Origin of the sequence: Conexibacter sp. CPCC 206217 (assembly GCF_030646165.1) — a bacterium.
Classification (GTDB): Bacteria; Actinomycetota; Thermoleophilia; order Solirubrobacterales; family Solirubrobacteraceae; genus Conexibacter.
In genome coordinates this window covers 602,648-620,597 of record NZ_JAUTDO010000004.1, presented here as the reverse complement: position 1 = coordinate 620,597, position 17,950 = coordinate 602,648, and the positions used below count along the sequence as shown (strand labels likewise).

General features: G+C 70.9%; 16 protein-coding genes. 6 read left to right on the top strand and 10 right to left on the bottom strand.

Annotation, left to right across the window (positions count from 1 at the left end; translation table 11 throughout):
* From Q7L65_RS14170 to polX, 3 genes are all read right to left on the bottom strand, one after another.
* Positions 1-2,805 (bottom strand): phosphodiester glycosidase family protein (locus Q7L65_RS14170; protein ID WP_304722096.1); only part of this gene is annotated, 2,805 nt, incomplete at its 3' end.
* A gap of 150 nt (positions 2,806-2,955) precedes the next feature.
* The gene (locus Q7L65_RS14165) at positions 2,956-3,501 is read right to left on the bottom strand and encodes an HdeD family acid-resistance protein (RefSeq protein WP_304722095.1); all 546 of its coding nucleotides are present in this window, start codon (positions 3,499-3,501) and stop codon (positions 2,956-2,958) included.
* A gap of 48 nt (positions 3,502-3,549) precedes the next feature.
* A complete protein-coding gene (polX, locus tag Q7L65_RS14160) occupies positions 3,550-5,319 on the bottom strand; it encodes a DNA polymerase/3'-5' exonuclease PolX (RefSeq protein WP_304722094.1) in 1,770 nt (589 codons plus the stop codon).
* Positions 5,320-5,441: 122 nt separating this feature from the next.
* On the opposite strand from polX, the gene trxA reads away from it, so the two are divergent.
* On the top strand, positions 5,442-5,774 hold the full coding sequence (trxA, locus tag Q7L65_RS14155) for a thioredoxin (protein WP_304722093.1): 333 nt from the start codon (positions 5,442-5,444) through the stop codon (positions 5,772-5,774).
* A gap of 73 nt (positions 5,775-5,847) precedes the next feature.
* On the opposite strand, the gene Q7L65_RS14150 is transcribed toward trxA, so the two are convergent.
* Both Q7L65_RS14150 and Q7L65_RS14145 read right to left on the bottom strand, forming a co-directional pair.
* Positions 5,848-6,198 (bottom strand): helix-turn-helix transcriptional regulator, encoded by a 351-nt coding sequence (locus Q7L65_RS14150; protein ID WP_304722092.1) that lies wholly within the window; start codon positions 6,196-6,198, stop codon positions 5,848-5,850.
* 33 nt (positions 6,199-6,231) lie between these two features.
* Positions 6,232-6,663 (bottom strand): SRPBCC domain-containing protein, encoded by a 432-nt coding sequence (locus Q7L65_RS14145; RefSeq protein WP_304722091.1) that lies wholly within the window; start codon positions 6,661-6,663, stop codon positions 6,232-6,234.
* 102 nt (positions 6,664-6,765) lie between these two features.
* On the opposite strand from Q7L65_RS14145, the gene Q7L65_RS14140 reads away from it, so the two are divergent.
* Positions 6,766-7,353, top strand: coding sequence for an ATP-dependent Clp protease proteolytic subunit (locus tag Q7L65_RS14140; protein WP_304722090.1), 588 nt, complete (start codon positions 6,766-6,768; stop codon positions 7,351-7,353).
* 171 nt (positions 7,354-7,524) lie between these two features.
* On the opposite strand, the gene ileS is transcribed toward Q7L65_RS14140, so the two are convergent.
* The 4 genes from ileS to Q7L65_RS14120 form a co-directional block, all read right to left on the bottom strand.
* On the bottom strand, positions 7,525-10,686 hold the full coding sequence (gene ileS, locus Q7L65_RS14135) for an isoleucine--tRNA ligase (RefSeq protein ID WP_304722088.1): 3,162 nt from the start codon (positions 10,684-10,686) through the stop codon (positions 7,525-7,527).
* Positions 10,687-10,730: 44 nt separating this feature from the next.
* The gene (locus Q7L65_RS14130) at positions 10,731-11,621 is read right to left on the bottom strand and encodes a MerR family transcriptional regulator (protein WP_304722086.1); all 891 of its coding nucleotides are present in this window, start codon (positions 11,619-11,621) and stop codon (positions 10,731-10,733) included.
* 91 nt (positions 11,622-11,712) lie between these two features.
* Positions 11,713-12,222: a hypothetical protein gene (locus tag Q7L65_RS14125; protein WP_304722084.1), complete on the bottom strand. Its 510-nt coding sequence runs from the start codon at positions 12,220-12,222 to the stop codon at positions 11,713-11,715.
* 35 nt (positions 12,223-12,257) lie between these two features.
* Positions 12,258-13,145 (bottom strand): MerR family DNA-binding transcriptional regulator, encoded by an 888-nt coding sequence (locus tag Q7L65_RS14120; protein WP_304722082.1) that lies wholly within the window; start codon positions 13,143-13,145, stop codon positions 12,258-12,260.
* A 396-nt stretch (positions 13,146-13,541) separates the two neighbouring features.
* On the opposite strand from Q7L65_RS14120, the gene Q7L65_RS14115 reads away from it, so the two are divergent.
* The gene (locus Q7L65_RS14115) at positions 13,542-14,756 is read left to right on the top strand and encodes an HD-GYP domain-containing protein (protein WP_304722100.1); all 1,215 of its coding nucleotides are present in this window, start codon (positions 13,542-13,544) and stop codon (positions 14,754-14,756) included.
* Between the two features lie 73 nt (positions 14,757-14,829).
* Here the strand turns inward: Q7L65_RS14115 and Q7L65_RS14110 are convergent, their stop codons facing one another.
* On the bottom strand, positions 14,830-15,069 hold the full coding sequence (locus Q7L65_RS14110; RefSeq protein WP_304722099.1) for a helix-turn-helix domain-containing protein: 240 nt from the start codon (positions 15,067-15,069) through the stop codon (positions 14,830-14,832).
* 129 nt (positions 15,070-15,198) lie between these two features.
* Between Q7L65_RS14110 and Q7L65_RS14105 the strand changes: the two genes are divergently transcribed.
* From Q7L65_RS14105 to Q7L65_RS14095, 3 genes are all read left to right on the top strand, one after another.
* The gene (locus tag Q7L65_RS14105; RefSeq protein WP_304722080.1) at positions 15,199-15,672 is read left to right on the top strand and encodes a hypothetical protein; all 474 of its coding nucleotides are present in this window, start codon (positions 15,199-15,201) and stop codon (positions 15,670-15,672) included.
* Positions 15,669-16,508 (top strand): alpha/beta fold hydrolase, encoded by an 840-nt coding sequence (locus Q7L65_RS14100; protein ID WP_304722079.1) that lies wholly within the window; start codon positions 15,669-15,671, stop codon positions 16,506-16,508. Before Q7L65_RS14105 ends, Q7L65_RS14100 begins: the two co-directional genes overlap by 4 nt.
* A gap of 108 nt (positions 16,509-16,616) precedes the next feature.
* On the top strand, positions 16,617-17,945 hold the full coding sequence (locus tag Q7L65_RS14095) for a lyase family protein (protein ID WP_304722077.1): 1,329 nt from the start codon (positions 16,617-16,619) through the stop codon (positions 17,943-17,945).
* The last annotated feature ends 5 nt before the right edge of the window (positions 17,946-17,950 follow it).

Below are 17,950 nucleotides of genomic sequence, written 5' to 3'. Positions count from 1 at the left end.
GAGCTGCACCTCGGTGCGGTCGCCCAGCTCCGAGTCGTGCGTGTCTCTCGGATCGAGCACCGGGTGATGCGCGAACACCATCACGTTGTCGATCGAGTCGTCAGCGGCCGCGTCGGTGAGCGCCTGCTGCAGGTACGGCAGCTGGGCGAAGTCCGACGAGCGCAGCGAGCCATAGGAGCTGTTGAGCGTGATGAAGCGCGTGCCCTTGTGGTCCGTGTAGCCGTAGTCTCTGCCGAACTCGGCTCTGAACGCGTCGAGCGTGCCCTGACCGGCGGGCGCGTACGACTCGTGGTTGCCGGGGACGTAGAGGCAGGGGATCGAGTCGTCCGTCGGGTCCGGGACCGTCGGGGTGCCGAGCTCGATCAGTCTGCAGCCGCCGGCCTCGAGCGTTCTGCGGGCGAGCGAGATGTCGGACGCCTCGCCGAGGTCGACGATGTCGCCGTTGAGCACGACGAGGTCAGGTCTCGTCGCGCGGATGCGACGCAGCGCCTGGATCGCAACCGGGACCATCTCGGTGTTGACATGCGTGAACTGGACGTCGGAGAGCGTGGCGAAGGTGAAGTCCTCGCCGTCCTGCAGGTTGCCGTCCGGGGAGATGATCGGGTCGGCCTTCAGCGGCGCGAGGCCGGGGATCTCGACCGGGGGCGGGTTGTCGATCTCGATGCCGCCGAAGACGAGCACGCCGTCTCTCTGCAGCGCGACGTTCGTCTCGATCGCCTGGAAGTAGGAGAATCTGACGGGGAATCTCGTCGACGGGGGCGGCGTGAACTCGACCGTCTGCCACTGGTCGCTGCCTCTGATCGCCGGGCCGTAGACCGTCACCGAGGTGCCGGCCGGGTCGCGGAAGACGGCGTAGGTCAGTGAGACCGGCACCGACGACTTGAGTCTGATGCGGACCGCCAGCGGCTGACCGGGGAGCGGCACCGTGTCGGTCGCGAGCGATCTCGTGCCGAAGCCCATGTTGCGGGCGGCGCCGTACTCGAGCTGCAGGCCCTCGGGCGTGTTCGTGAGGACCTTTCTCGTGCCGGCCGTGCCGTTCGTGATCCAGCGCGTGTTCGCGCCGCCGTCCTGGAAGTCGTAGACCGTCGAGGTCTCGACGCCGATCGTGATCGGCAGCTGGACCTCTTCGCCGCCGACGGACAGCGTCAGCAGCGTGCCGCCGATCGCCTTCGGGGTGATTCTGAGCTGGTCGCCGACCGGCGTGATGCTGACCACCGAGTCGTCGTAGTCGAGGTCGAGGTCGGTCGCGCTGACGGGAGCGGTGAAGCCCTCCGCGTCACGGCCGGTGACTCTCAGGACGACCGAGTTGTCGGCGCCGGGAGCGGCGATCGAGAGACGCGTTCTGTCGATCTCCAGCGAGGTCAGCTCGCCGAGCACTCTGACGACCTGCTCGGCCTGGGCCGTGTCGGTCGTGGCGCGGACGCGCAGCTGGCCGAAGACGTTCTCGGGCGCCTTCAGCAGACCGCCGTCGACGCTGCCCTCGTTGACCGACCAGCGCACGTCGCCGCGCGGGACCGGGACGGCGACCATGTTGTCGTCGACGGCCTTGACGCGCAGCGTGCGGTGCAGGCCGGGGAAGACGCGAGCGTCGTCGTCGCTGGGCGACAGCACGAGCTGCTCGGCGATGCCGCTGCCGGGCTTGACGAACACCCCGACGCCGTTGGGGTCGTTGCGCTCGCCGCCGTCGGACGGGACGTTGCGCACGGAGACTCTGTCGTCGCCGAGGCCGCGGGCGACCATCGTGGTCGAGCCGCCGCCGTCGAGGTTGAGGGCCGTCTCGGAGCCGAGGCGAGTCAGCTCGGTGGCCATGTACTTCAGCGTCACGCCGCCTCTGCCCGTGCCGCCCGGACCGTCCCAGGTCACCAGCAGCATCGTTCTGCCGCCGTCCTTGAAGCCGATCGCGGTGCGCGGGGCGATGCTGGTGTCGTCCTGCGGGGTGGCGGCGCCGTCTCTGACGAGCACGACGTTGCCGCCGACGCTGAACTGCAGCTGTCTGGCGATCTCGTTGCTGAGGCCGTACGTGAGCGTCGCGTCGTCGCCGGGCTGCAGCGCGCGCAGCGCGTCAGCCGCGGAGTCGCGACCGACGAGGTAGAAGCCGTCGGCGGGGATCTCGCCCGCGCCGGCGCCGGTCGCGTTGACCGAGACGACCTTGCCGTTCTGGACGAGCACCTCGGCGACGTTGGTCGCTCTGAGCATGCCGCGGTTGCGAGCGTAGGTGCCCCACTTCGACGTGAACGCGACGAGCGAGTCGGCCGGCAGGCCGCCGCCGTTGGCGGCGTTGATCGTGCGGACCGTGTGGTCGCTGCCGCTGAACGTCGCGTGCGCGTCGACGGCCATGTCGACGAGCTGGCCGATGCCGTCTCTGGTGACGCCGGCCTGCAGGTGGCCGTCCCAGTCGGTGCTCTTCAGCAGCTCGCCGCTTCTGACCTCGGCGCCGAGCGCGGCGTTGGAGTTGTCGATGTCGAAGAAGTCGCCGTTGACGCCGGCGAACGCGCCGGCCTTGTCGGCCTTCTTTGAGATCGGGCCCGCGCTGGTGACGGTGTCACCGGCGAGCAGGTCGGGGGTGACCGCTCTGTTGGCGAGATCGACGGTGAGGATCTGCTCGTCGACCCAGCCTCTGGCGTCGAGCGTCTTGAGGTGCTGGAGCGAGATGCCCGGACCGACCTGCTCGGTCTTGTCCGTGAGGGCCAGCGAGTCGGCCGCCTGCGCGACTGTCGGGATCGCGGCCGCGAGCGAAACGCCTGCGAGCAGCGCAGCGGGCAGGCGCCCACGGCGCCGCGCGTGACGCGGCGAGGAGGGAGTCAATTGAGTCCTTCGGGAGGGAACGGGGAGGGAGCGTGACGGTGACCGCATCGTGCGGCCGTGTGTCACTGTGGTCGCGATCCGCCTCCGACTCGTGACCGCCCCGTCATGAAACTGTGAGAAACCTGTGAAGGCCCCTCAAGTTCGGTTTGACTACGGAGTGGAGCGTTTCAAAGCGCTCGCAGCGGAGATCGCGGCGAAGCCGAAGAAGAGGAAGTCGATCCCGACCAGCAGGCCGATCGCCCAGTCGGATGACTCAGGCAGATTGGCGCCGATCAGAACCGCGAGGATCAGCGTGACGACGCCGTTGAAGGCGGTCATCCCGGCGCCCGGCAGCCCGCGCTCGGCGATCGCGACGCCGATCCGCACGACCCCGGCGAGCGCGAAGTAGAGCACCAGCAGCACCGTCAGCGTATACGTGCCTCTGAGCGGCGCGACCAGCAGCGAGACGCCGGCGGCGAGCGTGATCAGGGCGAGCAGTGCGCGCAGCACCAGGCGGCCGATGTCGCGCACGGCGAAGGCGTCGACGAACAGGAAGATCGCGCCGAAGACGAGCATCCAGCCGATGAAGATCGCGACCGTCACCGACGCGACCGCCGGCACGAGGATCGCGATCACCCCGCCGATCACGGCCAGCACGCCGGCGATCATCAGCCAGCGCTGGTTCTTCTTCATCTGCTCCAGCAGATCCTGCTGCATCGCGTTCCGTCCTTTTGATGGAGTGACGCCCGGCAGCCTAACCGCGCGTCAGGACGCGCGGGCGCGCTTGCGCAATGGGGCGAAATCCTTCCAGCTGCGCGTGTTGGCGACCTGCTCGGCCGTCAGCCACGCGCGGCGGGCGGTCGCGATGCCGTAGCGGCGGCTGGCGGCGAGCGTGCGCGTGCGGTGGGCGTCGCTGTCGACGAGGATCGTCACGCCGGCCTGCGCCGCCGCGCGGGCGTGCACGTCGTTGAGGTCGCGGCGGTCCGGCGCGGCGTTGATCTCGATCATCGTGCCGGTGCGGGCGGCCGCCTCGAAGATCCGCGCCACGTCGAGCGCGTACGGCGGGCGCGCCTCGATCTTGCGGCCGGTCAGGTGGCCGATCGCGTCGACCCACGGGTGCTCGATCGCGGCGATCACGCGCTCGGTCATCTCGCGCTCGCCGAGCGAGAACGACGAGTGCACGCTGGCGATCACCCAGTCGAGCCGCTGCAGCAGCTCGTCGGGGTAGTCGAGCGAGCCGTCGGGCAGGATGTTGACCTCGCTGCCGGCCAGCAGCTCGATCCCGTCGAAGGCGAGGTTGGCGGCGTGGATCCGCTCGATCTGCTCCTCCAACTGGGCCGGCGAGACGTCGTCGCCGAAGCCGTGCGATGCGGAGTGGTCGGTGATCGCGAGGTACTCGTAGCCGAGCGCCTGCGCCGCCTCCGCCATCGCCTCGATCTCGTCTCTGCCGTCGGACGCGACGGTGTGGCTGTGGAGGTCGCCCTTGAGGTCTTCCACGGTGATCAGGTGCGGGAGGCCGGCGCCGCCCTCCAGCCTCGCCGCCTGCAGCTCGCCGCGGTTCTCGCGCAGCTCCGGCGGGATGTAGGCGTAGCCGAGCTTCGCGTAGACCTCCTCCTCGGTCGCGCAGCGCAACGTCTCGCCGGTCGCGTCGTCGAGGATCCCGTATTCGGACACGTGCAGCCCGGCCTTCACGGCCGCCTCGCGCAGTGCGACGTTGTGCTCCTTGGAACCGCTGAAGTGCTGCAGCACGTTGCCGAACTGGTCCGGCGCGACGACCTTCAGGTCGACGCCCATGCCGTTGTGGGTGCGCACGCGCGCGCCGTTGTCGCCGAGGCCGGCGATGCTCTCGACCAGGTCGGAGCCCGTCAGCGCCTCCGCCAGCGCGCGCGGGTCGTCGGCGGTGGCGATGATGTCGAGGTCCTTGACGCTGTCCGCCCAGCGGCGCGCGGAGCCGGCCAGCTCGACGCGGTGCGAGGCCGGATGGGCGCGCAGCAGCTCCAGCAGCGGCTCGGCGATCGCGAGCGCGCGGTCGAGCACGAAGCGACCGGAGCCGCCGCCGCGCGCGTCGGCGTCGGCGGTCGCGCGCGCGATCGCGGCGAGGAAATTCTCCTCCGCTCTGGCGCCGAAGCCCCTCAGGTCGCGGATCCGCTGCTGTCTGGCGGCGGTCTCCAGGGCCTGCAGCGAGTCGATCCCCAGCTCCTCGTAGAGGCGGCGGGCGCGCTTGGGGCCGAGGCCGGGCAGCCGCGTCATCTCCAGCAGGCCGGCGGGGAACTTCGCGCGCAGTCTGACGGCCTGCGGGATGTCGCCGGACTCGACGAGCGCGACGAGCTTCGTCTCCAGCGTCGCGCCGATGCCCGGCAGCTCGGTCACGCGACCGGCCCGCGTCAGCTGGGCGACCGAGACGGACGCGTCGCGCGTGACCTTGGCGGCGTTGCGGTAGGCGACGACGCGATGGACGATCGCCCCGTCGAGCTCGTAGAGATCGCCCAGCTCGTCGAAGGCGGCCGCGATCTCGCTGTTGGTGGGATCGGCCATGACGCGAGCCTAGCCACCCCGCCCACGACGCGCACGCGCATGCGATGCTGAGCGTTCGCAGACGCCTCGACGGGCGCACTATACTTTCTGAAGCAAGCAGCTCTATCCCGCAAGGAGCCCCCATGGCAGGCACCATCACCGAGGTCACCGACAACAACTTCCAGGCCGAGGTCATCGAGTCCGACGTGCCCGTGCTGGTCGACTTCTGGGCGCCCTGGTGCGGCCCGTGCCGCATGGTCGCCCCCGTGCTGGAAGAGATCGCCGGCGAGAAGGGCGACGCGCTCAAGATCGTCAAGCTGAACGTCGACGACAACCAGCAGACGGCGATGAACTTCGAGGTCCTCTCGATCCCGACGCTGATCCTCTTCAAGAACGGCGCGGTCGCCAAGAAGGTCGTCGGCGCCTACCCGAAGCGCAAGCTCGAGGCAGAGCTGGAGCCGGCGCTCGCCGCCTAGCAGCAGCACCCTGCTTCAGCAGCGCCTGGACGGACGATGGGCGGCGCGGACGCGCCGCCCATCCTGTTGCGCGTCAGCCGCCGACGTGGCGGCGCAGGCGCTCCAGGCGGCGGTCCCACTGGCCACCGCACTCGGCGATCCAGCGGAGCGCGTCGTCAAGCGGGTCAGGGGTGAGACGGTAGCGGGTCTCGCGGCCGGCTCTCTCGGTCGCGACGAGCCCCGCGCCCGCGAGCGTCGCGAGGTGCTTCGCGATCGCCTGGCGCGAGATCGGCAGCTCGGCCGCCAGCGCGGTCGCGGTCGTCGTCGCGGCGGGCTGGCGCGACAGCTCGCGCACGACCGCGCGCCGCGTCGGATCGGCGAGCGCGGCGAAGACCGCCCCCGCGAAGCGGTCGTCGCCGCCGGCGGCTGACAGCTCAGGGCTCACGTCGCACTCCCGCCGCCGTCGCCCGCGCCCGGTTCACGTCCAGGCGCAGACGGAGCAGGCCGCGAGCGCGCCCATGCGCTGCGTCCATGCGGTCGGCGTTCCGGCCGGGGTCATGGCGGCGTCACCCTGCTCGAGCGCGTCGCTACGGGCTTCGAAGACCGAGACGCGAGTCCCGCCCTCGACGTCGTCGAGCGTCAACTCGACGACCGACTCGTCCGCCTCGCCGTCCGCGTGCCAGCGGAAGGCGATGCGGCGCTGCTCGGTCAGCTCGTCGACGACGCCGACGCGGGCGCTGCCGTCCTCCCAGGCGAAGCGCGCGGCGCCGCCCGCGCGCGCGTCCAGCTCGACCTCGTCGGCGAGCCAACAGGCGAGCTGATCGGGATCGGTGACGGCGCGCCAGGCGTCGGCGCGGGAGACGGGCAGCACGACGGCGCGGTGGACGGCGGCGGCAGGCTCGGCGGTCATCGACGGCTCCTCGGGATTGCGCAACTCAAGGGTTGCTAGTCTAGCGCCATCGAATGCGCAACCACCTGGTTGCGCGCAACACCTCGAACGGCAAGGAGCACCATGTCCCCGCTCGTCCCGATGGTCGTCGAGCAGAGCCCGCGCGGCGAGCGCTCGTTCGACATCTACTCGCGCCTGCTGAACGAGCGCGTGATCTTCCTCGGGCAGGAGGTCGACGACGCGATCGCCAACCTCGTCGTCGCCCAGCTGCTTCACCTCGAGTCGGTCGATCCCGACAAGGACATCAACCTCTACATCAACTCGCCCGGCGGATCGGTCACGGCGGGCTTCGCGATCTACGACACGATGCAGCTGATCAAGCCCGACGTCGCGACGATCTGCGTCGGGATCGCGATGTCGATGGGCTCGTTCCTGCTGATGGGCGGCGCCAGAGGCAAGCGGATGTCGCTGCCCAACGGCCGCATCCTCAACCACCAGCCGTCCGCCGGCTTCCAGGGCCAGTCGACCGACATCGCGATCCACGCTGAGAACATCCTCGACTCGCGCCGCCGGGTCGAGGAGCTGTACGCGCTCCACACCGGCCAGCCGATCGAGCAGATCCACGAGGACATGGAACGCGACCGCTTCTTCACCCCCGAGCAGGCGGTCGAGTACGGGCTGATCGACAAGATCCACGCGCGGCGGGGGTGAGTCCCCGCGCCGGCCTCCCCGCTAACCCGCCGCGGACGCGCGGCGTGAGCCCGATCGCTGCACCGAGTCGCCGGGACAACGCGTTCCACCAGGCGTTGATCGGTGGGACTCGCAACAGCCCCACGCACTACGCACCACGAGGCGGGCGTCACGCAACGCGGCACCGCCCGCTCAGCCCGCGACAGCCGTCACAGCGATCCGCAACGGCTCGCCGTCTATCGAGACCGTCCCATCGCCGTTCAGCGCGGCAGTCGTCTCGAAGTCGACGCTGACCGCTAGCGTCTCGCGCGCGATGTAGTCGCGGTTCTCGCCGACGGCGGTCGCGAGCAGCTCGCTGCCGGTCAGCTGCAGCCTGATGCGGTCGGATATGTCGAGGCCGGCGTTCTTGCGCGCGGCCTGGATTGCGTGGACGATCTCGCGTGCGGTGCCTTCGCGCCGCAGCGCGTCGTCGAGCGTCAGCTCCAGCGCAACCGCGTGCGAGCCCTCGCGCTCCAGCTGATAGCCGTCGAGCGGCTGCATCGCGGTGATCAGGTCATCCGCGCCGAGCTGGTGGTCCCTGCCCTCGACGCTGATCCCGACGGTGCGGTCCTCGCGCAGCGCGCTCGCGACGCCGGCCGGGTCGAGCGCCGCCACGGCGGCGGCGACGAGCGGCATCGACTTGCCGAAGCGCGGGCCGAGCGCGCGGTAGTTGGGCTTGACCTCGATCCGGCCGAGCTCGTCGGCGGCGGCGGCGAAGCGCAGCTCCTTCACGTTCAGCTCGTCGCGCACGACGTCGGCGAGCCGCTGCAGCGCGACGCGCTCTCTGCCGGTCGCGACGATCACGGCCGCGTGCAGCGGCTGACGCAGCTTGATCTTCGACTGCCCGCGCGCGGCCAGGCCGAGCGTGACGGCCTCGCGCGCGACGCCCATCGCGAACTCCAGCTCCTCGTCGCGCGGCACCGCGAGCGGGAAGTCGGTCAGATGGACGCTCGCCTCGCCGTCGGGCTGCAGGTTGCGGAAGATCTCGTCGACGAGGAACGGCGTGAACGGCGCCAGCAGCTGGCAGACCGTCACGAGCGCGTGGTGCAGCGTCGCGAAGGCGTCCGCGTCACCGTCCCAGAAGCGCCGCCGCGAGCGGCGCACGTACCAGTTGGAGAGGTCGTCGACGAACGCCTGGATCGCGCGGCCCGCGGTCGTCGCGTCGTAGTCGTCCATCCGCTCGCGCACCAGCGCGACGGTCGCCGACAGCCGCGACAGCACCCATCTGTCCAGCTCGTTGGTCAGCTCGGACGCGTCGGGCGCCGGCGCCGGCGCGATCCCGTTCGCGTTCGCGTACATCACGTAGAAGCCGTACGTGTTCCACAGCTGCAGCAGGAACTGCCGCACCATCTCGCCGATCGTCTCGTGCGAGAAGCGGTACCCGTCCCACGGCTGCTTGGAGGTGAAGAAGTACCAGCGCAGGGCGTCCGCGCCATATCTGTCGAGCACCTCGTCGGGGACGACGACGTTGCCTCTTGACTTCGACATCTTCTGGCCGTCGGCGTCGAGGATCAGGCCGAGGCAGACGACGTTCTTGTACGACGACTGGTCGAACAGCAGCGTCGAGACCGCGAGCAGCGAGTAGAACCAGCCGCGCGTCTGGTCGAGCGCCTCGCAGACGTAGTCCGCCGGGAAGCGATCTCTGAAGACCTCCTCGTTCTCGTGCGGGGCGTGCCACTGCGCAAACGGCATCGCGCCCGAGTCGAACCAGACGTCGATCACCTCCGGCACGCGTCTCATCGGCTCGCCGCAGTCGCCGCAGGGGAACTCGACCTCGTCGACGTACGGACGGTGCGCGTCTTCCAGGCGCACGCCCGACAGCTGCTCCAGCTCGTCGAACGAGCCGATCGTGTGGAGGTGACCGGCGCTGCAGCGCCAGATCGGCAGCGGCGTGCCCCAGTAGCGTTCGCGCGACAGCGCCCAGTCGACGTTGCCCTCGAGCCAGTTGCCGAAGCGGCCGTGCTTGACGTGCGGCGGGTACCAGTTGACCGACTCGTTGGAGGCGAGCAGTCTGTCGCGGATCTGCGACGTGCGGATGTACCACGACGGCTTCGCGTAGTAGATCAGCGGCGTGCCGCAGCGCCAGCAGTGCGGGTAGGAATGCTCGTAGTCTTCGGCGCGCAGCAGGCGTCCGCGGGTGCGCAGGTCCTCGACGAGGTCGTGGTCGACCTCCTTGACTCTGCGCCCGGCCCACGCGCCCATCCGCTCGTCGTAGGTGCCGTTGGGGCGCACCGGGTTGACGACCGTCAGCCCGTACTGCTCGCCGAGGCGGAAGTCGTCCTCGCCGAACGCGATCGCGGTGTGCACGATGCCGGTGCCGTCGTCGGCGGTGACGAAGTCGCCCAGCAGCACGGTGTGGCCGCGCTCGCCGTAGGCGGAACCGGGGATGAAGTCGAACGGCGGCTGGTAGCGAGCGCCGTCCAGCTCTCCGCCGGGGAAGCGTGCCAGCACCTCCGCACCCTCGCCCAGCACGCGCTCGACCAGCGCCTCGGCGAGCACGAAGACGGCGTCAGAAGCAGCCTCCGCCGCCTTCTCGCCCCCGCGCGCCCGCACGTACGTCAGCTCGGGGTCGACCGCGACGGCGGCGTTGCTCGGCAGCGTCCACGGCGTGGTCGTCCACGCCAGCAGCTCGTCGCCGGCCTGCAGCGGTCCGGCCGGTTCCACCACCGGGAAGCGCACGTAGACGGACGGGTCGATCACGTCCCTGTAGGCGCCCGGCTGGCCCAGCTCGTGCGAGGAGAGCGTCACCTGGTCGCGCGGGCAGTGCGGCACGACCTTGTAGGACTCCGACAGCAGGCCCTTGTCCGAGATCGTCTTCAGCGCCCACCAGACGGACTCGATGTAGGAGTTGTCGAGCGTGCGGTAGGCGTCGTCGAGGTCGACCCAGTAGCCGATCCGCTCGGTCAACCTCGACCAGTCCTCGAGATATCTGAAGACGGACTCGCGGCACATCGCGTTGAATCTCGCGATGCCGTACTCCTCGATGTCCTCCTTCTTGTCGAAGCCGAGCTCGGCCTCGACCGCCAGCTCGACCGGCAGCCCGTGCGTGTCCCAGCCGCCCTTGCGCTGGACCAGGTGGCCGGTCATCGTGCGATAGCGCGGGAAGATGTCCTTGAAGACGCGCGCGAGCACGTGGTGCACGCCCGGTCTGCCGTTCGCCGTCGGCGGGCCCTCGTAGAAGACCCACGGTCTGGCCCCGGCGCGGCGGCGGACGGTCTCCGGGAAGACGTCGTCCTGCTTCCAGCGCGCGAGGACCTGCTCCTCCAGCTCGGGGAAGGACTGCTGCGGATCGACAGGGCGATGGGGCGCTGACATCGAGCGCTGATTGTAGGTGGCGGGCGGGGGCCCGCGCCGTGCGCTCAGATCGACAGCAGCGTGCGCCGCGGGGCGAGCGGCTCGGGCGCCTGCGCGGCGTGCTCCGCCGGGCGCGCGTTGATGCGCTCCAGCAGCGTCTCGCTGGCCGTCATCGGCAGCGACCCGAGGCGGCGCACGGTGCTGGCACCGGTGTCGGGCAGCGCGCCGCCGAAGTCGAAGACCTCCAGCGCGCGCTCGGCGCTGCGGACGGCGTAGACGAGCCGCCCGATCGTGTCCAGCGACGCGCGTCTGCCGCCGAGCACGAGCGCGCACGGGCGCAGCGCGCGCATCGCGCGGCCGAGCCTGGCGGGGTCGAGCCCGGACGTCAGCACGAGCGTGCGCAGACCGACGCGACGCAGCATCAGCTCCAGCGCCTGGACCTGCAGCGCCTCGACGTCGCACGGGACGGAGGAGTCGAAGACGAGCACCGCCTGCTCGCGCGTGGCGGCGGGGGCGACCCGTCGCAGCGCGGACATCCAGCCGGTCGCGAAGCGCCAGGCGAACTCGTACTCGGCCTGGCCGGCCTCGTCGATCCGCAGCTCGGCGACGGCCGGCAGCAGGACCTCCTGGATCGTGCGCTCGAGCGAGCGCAGCGCGAGGCTCTCCTCCAGCAACTGCGCCGCCTTGTCCTCCTCGAAGCGGCTGAGCGCCACGCCGAGGCGGTTGGACGACGGCAGGCCGACGCCGCGCTGGCGCGCGAGCGCGATCGCCGAGGAGACATTGTGGGTCTCGTCGAAGGCCTGCTTGAGCGCCTCGATCTCGTGCAGCTCGTACTGCCGGTGGCCGCCCGAGGTGCGTGCCGGCGAGGGGTAGCCGAAGCGCCGCTCCCAGCTGCGCAGCGTGTTGGGGCTGACCCCGAGCATCACCGCGGCTGCATTGGTCCGAATTCCGCTCATCGCGAGACCGTTATCGCCGCTGGCGCGCCCTTGCGCAAGTTTCGCAACGAAACGTGCAGCAAAGCGCACGCTTCGTCCTGCAAGTCGGGCGCTACTCGAGCACGAGCAGCGCGGCGCGCGGCGGACCGCAGGCGCCGACGCGCAGCGGCATGCGCACGCCGAAGACGTTCGCCGGGCGCACCATCACGCGCGTCGGCTCGTCCTCGCCGCGCGCGGCCCACATGATCGCGGAGGCGAGGCTCTCCGGCGCGGACGCCTCGGCATCGGCCGGCGTCAGCAGCTCCGTCACGGGACGGTTGATGACGTCGGTCTCGGCGACCGCGAGCAGCTTCTCGCTCTCGGCCGAGAGCGCGCAGACGGCGAGCGAGCCGTCGACGATCAGGAACGCGTCGTTGGGGCGCGGGACGGCGTCCGCGCGCGCCTCCAGCAGCAGGCCGAGGCCACACTCGCCGCAGACGCGCGCCGGCGGCGCGGGCGTCTGGTTGTTCGGTGGCGGCGAGCCGCAATGACCGCAGAACCACTGGGACGGACAGGCGTCCTCGGCCGTCGAGGGGACGAGCCGCAGGAGCGCGCGCGCCGAGCGGTCTGGTGAGCCGGTCATCGCTGTGAGGCCTCCTTGCCCATGACGTTCGCGTCCTAGGCGCCGTCCGCGAGCAGTCGCGGCGCCGTGGTACGCGTCGTGGTCGGGTTCGAGATCGAGTGGCTGGCCATCTCCATCAGGTGCCGCGCCGCCTCGCCGGGCGTGCTCGGCAGGATCGCCGCGCCGGTCGTGCGCACGCGCTGGCGCTGCGAGCCGCGGCGGAAGACGGCGACGGGCAGCGGGCCGGTGGCGAGCCGCACGGCGTAGGCCCAGCGTGCGACGGCGTCGTCCGCCAGCGCCCCGCCCGCGATCACGACCGCGTCGGGCCGGTGGGCCGAGAGCGCCTCCGACATGTTCGAGACGCCGCGCACGGACAGGCCCAGCACGGTCGCGCCGGAGCGGGCGAGCAGCAGCTCGAGCGCGCGGATGTAGGCGGCGTCGGGATCGAGGTCGTCGCGCGAGGCGTCGCCGAGCACGACCGAGACCGACTGGATCGACGGCGACACGAGCCGCTGGGCGCGGCTCAGCCAGCTGTTGCCCCAGCGCGCGGCGTACGCCCACTGGACGGAGTCGGTGCCGTGGCGGCGCGCGACCTCGTCGAGCGCGGTCAGCAGCACCTCCTGCACGGCGCGGTCGAGCGAGCGCAGCGCGAGCGCGCCCTCGAGCGCGGCGTCGGCGCGAGCGGTGTCGAACGCGTTCAGCGCGCCGACGAGCGCGTTGGTGTCAGCGCCCAGACCTTCACGTGCGCGTGAGACGGCAGACGAGATCGAGAGACCGTCGAGCAGCGCGTCGCGCAGCGCGGCGATCTCCCCGTGCGTGTAGAGGCGGTGACGGCCCGGCGAGCGCTGCGGACGCGGGAAGCCGAAGCGGCGTTCCCAGGCGCGCAGCGTGTTCGGGCTGACGTTCAGCAACGCCGCAGCCTCGCTCGTCTTCAGATAGCGCATCACGACACAAGGTCGGCGTCTGACACCCATACCTGCAGCGGTACGCGCAACATTGCACAAGTTTTGGCGCTCAAATGCTGCAAAAGCTCCATTCGTCCTCTATCGTCAGGAGCACAAGTGCAGCGGGCCGGGGGCGCCACGGGGGCGCGCCGGGGCCGGTTTGGGAGCACCGAGTCTTGAAGGAGGGTCGCGATGATCTGGCGTCAGAAGTAGTCGAAGTCCTTGCAACCGTCGTAACGAACCGCGCTGGTCGTTACGGTTGTCGGCATGCGTCCCGCACGAGGGTGGCGACTCACGCGTGTCGAACTCGTCAGAGGCACGGGAGTGGTCGGCGCGCTCCTTTGCATCGTTTGGGCGGTCGCTGTCGCCGATGTCTCTCGGCTGGACTGGTTGTTCGTGGTGCTCGCGCTCAGCGCGGTCTTCGCGAACCTGTTCGACGCCTACACGGACGCTGAGCGCGTCTCGCTCTCCGGAGCAGCGCTCGCCGGGATACTCGCGATCGCCTTCTTCGGGCCGGCCGCGGCCTTCGCGATCATCGCGATAGCCGAGGTCATCAGCTGGCTCGTCGAGCGTTACCGGCTGGAGAGCGTGCCGGTCAACCTGCTCGGCGGCGGCGGCCCGATGCTGATCGCAGGAACTGTCTTCGAGGCGCTGGAGCCGGGCGACGACGCGTCGCCCGGCTTCTTCCTCGCGCTCGCGCTCGCCGCGATGCTCGTGCTGGTGCTGAACCTGCTGTTCCTCGCGTGCCTGCGCACGGTCGACGGCGTGACGTTCCGCTCCGTCGTCGTCGGCGCGTCGAGAGCGCTGCTGGTGTCGCTCGCGATCAACGTCCCGCTCGCGCTCGCGGCCGCCGGCCTGATCGTCGAGCTCGGCACCGCCGGCAGCGTCTTCGCCGTCATCTCGCTCGTCGCCTTCGGCTACATGGCCAACCTCGTCGCGACGGCCCGCCACCGCAGCCGCCAGTACGCCTCGCTGTCCTGGGGCGTCCTGTCAGGTCTGCTGCGCACGCTCGACATCCGCGATCCGCGCGCCGCGCGCCATGCCGCCGCGGTCGCCGCCTTCTCGCGCGACATCGCGAGAGCCTCGGGCATGGGACCGCAGGAGTGCGAGCTGGTCCACACCGCCGGGCTGCTGCACGACATCGGCCACTTCGCGCTGTCGGACCGCGTCGCGGAGCGCGGCCGCGTGCTGAACGACGAGGACTGGACCGCGATCCGCCGCCACCCGGAGCTGGGCGCCGACATGCTGCGTGACCTCGGCCTCTACGGCCCGGTCGCCGAGATCGTCCACGCCCACCACGAGCGGATCGACGGCCGCGGATACCCGGACCGGCTGAAGGCGGACAGAATCCCGGAGGCGGCGAAGATCATCGCCGTCGCCGAGGTCTACGACACGCTCACCGCGCACGACACCTACCGCACCCCCGTCAGCTCGTTCGAGGCGCTGACCGAGCTGCGGCGCGTCAGCGGGACGCAGCTGGACGGCAGATACGTCGAGATCCTCGCGGAGCTGCTGGCGGGCAGCGACATCACGTACCGCCACGCGGACGCAGCCGACTTCGGCCGCGAGCTCGACCTCGAGCGGCGGATCAACGAAGCCGCGGCGACCTGAGCACGACGAAAGCGCGCCAAGCCTGCGGCTGACGCGCTCTGAGCGACCGGTGCCCCCTGTCCGGCTCGGCTTGCTACCCCGCGGCGCGCTGCTGGAACGACGTCTGGCCGCGCTCTTCGCGCGAAGCGACGCCGTTCTGCTGCAGCGAACGCACGAACTGCTCGATGTGCTCGACGCTGAAGCGCCGCTGGCCGCCGGGCGTGCGGTAGGACTGGAGATATCCCATGTCCGACCAACGACGCACCGTGCCAAGTGAGACACCGAGCTCGCGCGCTGCCTGCGAGGTCGAAAGACCCAGTGGACGAGAGTTCATCCCGTGCATCTGCAAAGGCATGGCTGCATTTGTGCCCGTTTCGCCCCCAGTGCGTAGCGATGCGGAGGTTTTGCACAACCTCCGGGACAGAAGGTGATGCAGAGCGTGCGACCTGACAGGATGCTGGCAGTGCGACGAGTCGCCACTGCCCGCGCCTGCACGGCCGTCTTCGCGGTCCTCTCCACGCCAGTCATCTTTGCAGGCTGCGGCGCGGAGGAGCCGCTTCCGCAGGCCTGCCTGCAGGCCGGCAGGCCCGAGGTGCTGCAGGTCCTGCGCGGCGCGCCGGACCGCGCGCGGCTGTCCGACGGCACGCTGCTGTCGACCTGCATAGACCGCGCCGAGGACGACGCCGAGTTGCAGAACCTCGGCATCACCTTCGTCGCCGTCGCCGACGCGCTGACCGCGCGCAGCGATCGTGACGCGCGGGCGGCATACGAGCTCGGCTTCCTGATCGGCGCGGCGCAACGCGGCGCCGGCCCAACGGGCGGCACGCAGGGAGAGCTGGTGCAGCGACTGCAGCAGGCGATCGCGTTCCAGGCCGAAGCGTCCGCCGTGCGGTCCGAGGTGGAGCGCGGGATGGCGGCCGGAAGAGCCAGCGGATGAGGCTGCGGCTGTACCACCACAGCGACGGCACGCGCGTCGCCTACCGCGAGTCGGGCACCGGGCCCGGGCTCGTGCTGCTGCACTCGCTCGGCCTCTCGCACCGCGAGTGGGAGCCGGTCGTCGAGTCGCTCTCGACGCGCTTCCGCCTCGTGCTGCCGGACCTCCCGCTGCACGGCGACAGCGAGGACCGCCCGCGCCACCCCTACACGCCGGACTGGTTCGCGGAGGTGATCGCCGGCTTCTGCGCCGAGACGGTCGGGCCGCGGCCGCTCGTCGGCGGGCACGACGTCGGCGCCGAACTGGCGCTGCGCGCCGTCGCCTGCGGCCTGCTGACGCCGCGCCGGCTCGTGCTGATGCCCAACCGGCTGCACCGTCCCGACGAGCAGCGCACGCAGCGAGCGCTGTGGCGCGCCGCCTGCAAGGCGGCCGCCGTGCCGGGGCTCGACCGCGTGCTGGCACGCGGCGCCACCTTCGTCTTCCGCCCGTCGATCGGCGAGCGGCTGTCGGTGCAGCGCAACCCGGCCGCGCGCGACCTGCTGCGCCACGCCTTCATGGACGTCGCCGGCAACGGCAACCGCGCCCGCGCCTGGGCGCGCTTCGCGCGGCGCTGGCCGAGCGAGCCGCAGCGCCAGCTGCTCGACGCCTATCCCGAGATCGTCGCGCCGACGCTGCTGCTGTGGGCCGACCGCGATCCGGCGCACCCGCTGAGGGCGGCGAGAGAGGCGCTCGACCTGCTGCCGGACGGCCAGCTGCGGGTGCTGTCGGCGACCGGCTTCCTGATGGCCTACGACGATCCAGTGGGCCTCGCGCGCGAGCTGATCTCGTTCTGCGGCTGACCCTCTGGTTCACGTGCGCGCGGTATCAGCGGCCACGGACGGTGCCGCGGGAGTAGCGTTCGCAGGCGCAGTTCCCGAACACGAGATTCTTGACGAGGCGGAGGTTTCATGGGCGTGCAGGAGCAGGAGCAGCTGTGGGGCGGCGAGACGGACAAGGCCGTCGCGAACTTCCCCGTCTCCGGTGAGCGCGTGCCGATCCCGGTCGTGCGCTGGCTCGGCCGCATCAAGGCGGCGGCGGCGCGCGTCAACGGCGAGCTCGGCCTGCTCGACCCCGCGATCGCGGAGCGGATCGCGGCCGCCGGCGACGAGATCGCCGCCGGCAAGCACGACGCGCAGTTCCCGATCGACGTCTTCCAGACGGGCTCGGGCACCTCGACGAACATGAACGCGAACGAGGTGATCGCGAAGCTCGCCGGCGATGGCGCGCACGCGAACGACCACGTCAACATGGGCCAGTCGTCCAACGACGTCTTCCCGACGGCCGTCCACCTCGCCGCGCTCGACGAGGCGACCAACACGCTGCTGCCGGCGCTGCGCCAGCTGGAGGCGTCGCTGGAGGCGAAGTCCGCCGCGTTCCAGGACGTCGTCAAGTCCGGCCGCACGCACCTGATGGACGCCGTGCCGGTGACACTGGGGCAGGAGTTCAGCGGCTACGCCGCACAAGTCCACCTCGGCGCGCGGCGCGTGCGCAACGCGCTCTCGCAGGTCGGCCAGGTCCCGCTCGGCGGCACCGCGACCGGCACCGGCCTCAACACGCACCCCGAGTTCGCCGCGCGCGTGCGCAGCAAGCTCGCGCAGAGCAGCAACCTGCAGGTCAGCCCGCCGGAGGATCCGTTCGAGGCGCAGGGCGCGCGCGACGCGCTCGTCGAGCTGTCGGGCGCCCTGAAGGTGATCGCGGTCTCGCTGACGAAGATCGCCGGCGACCTCGCGCTGATGGGCTCCGGCCCCCGCGCCGGCATCGGCGAGCTGTACCTGCCGGAGCTGCAGAAGGGCTCCTCGATCATGCCGGGCAAGGTCAACCCGGTGATGCCGGAGGTCGTGCTGCAGGTCAGCGCGCAGGTGATCGGCAACGACACTGCGATCACGATCGGCGGCCTGCAGGGCCAGTTCGAGCTGAACGTGCGGATCCCGCTGATCGCGCGCAACCTGCTGCAGTCGATCAGCCTGCTGGCGAACGCCTCGAGGCTGTTCGCGGAGAAGTGCGTCGACGGGATCGAGGCGAACCTCCCGGGCTGTGAGCGCTCCGCCGAGTCGACGCTGGCGGTCGCGACCGCGCTCAATCCCTACATCGGCTACGACAAGGCTGCCGACATCGTCAAGGAGGCGGCCGCGTCCGGCCGGCTGCTGCGCGAGGTCGCGATCGAGCAGGGCGTCAGCGAGGAGACGCTCGCCGAGGCGCTGGACCTGCGCAGAATCGCGCGCGGCAGCGGGGCATGAGGCTG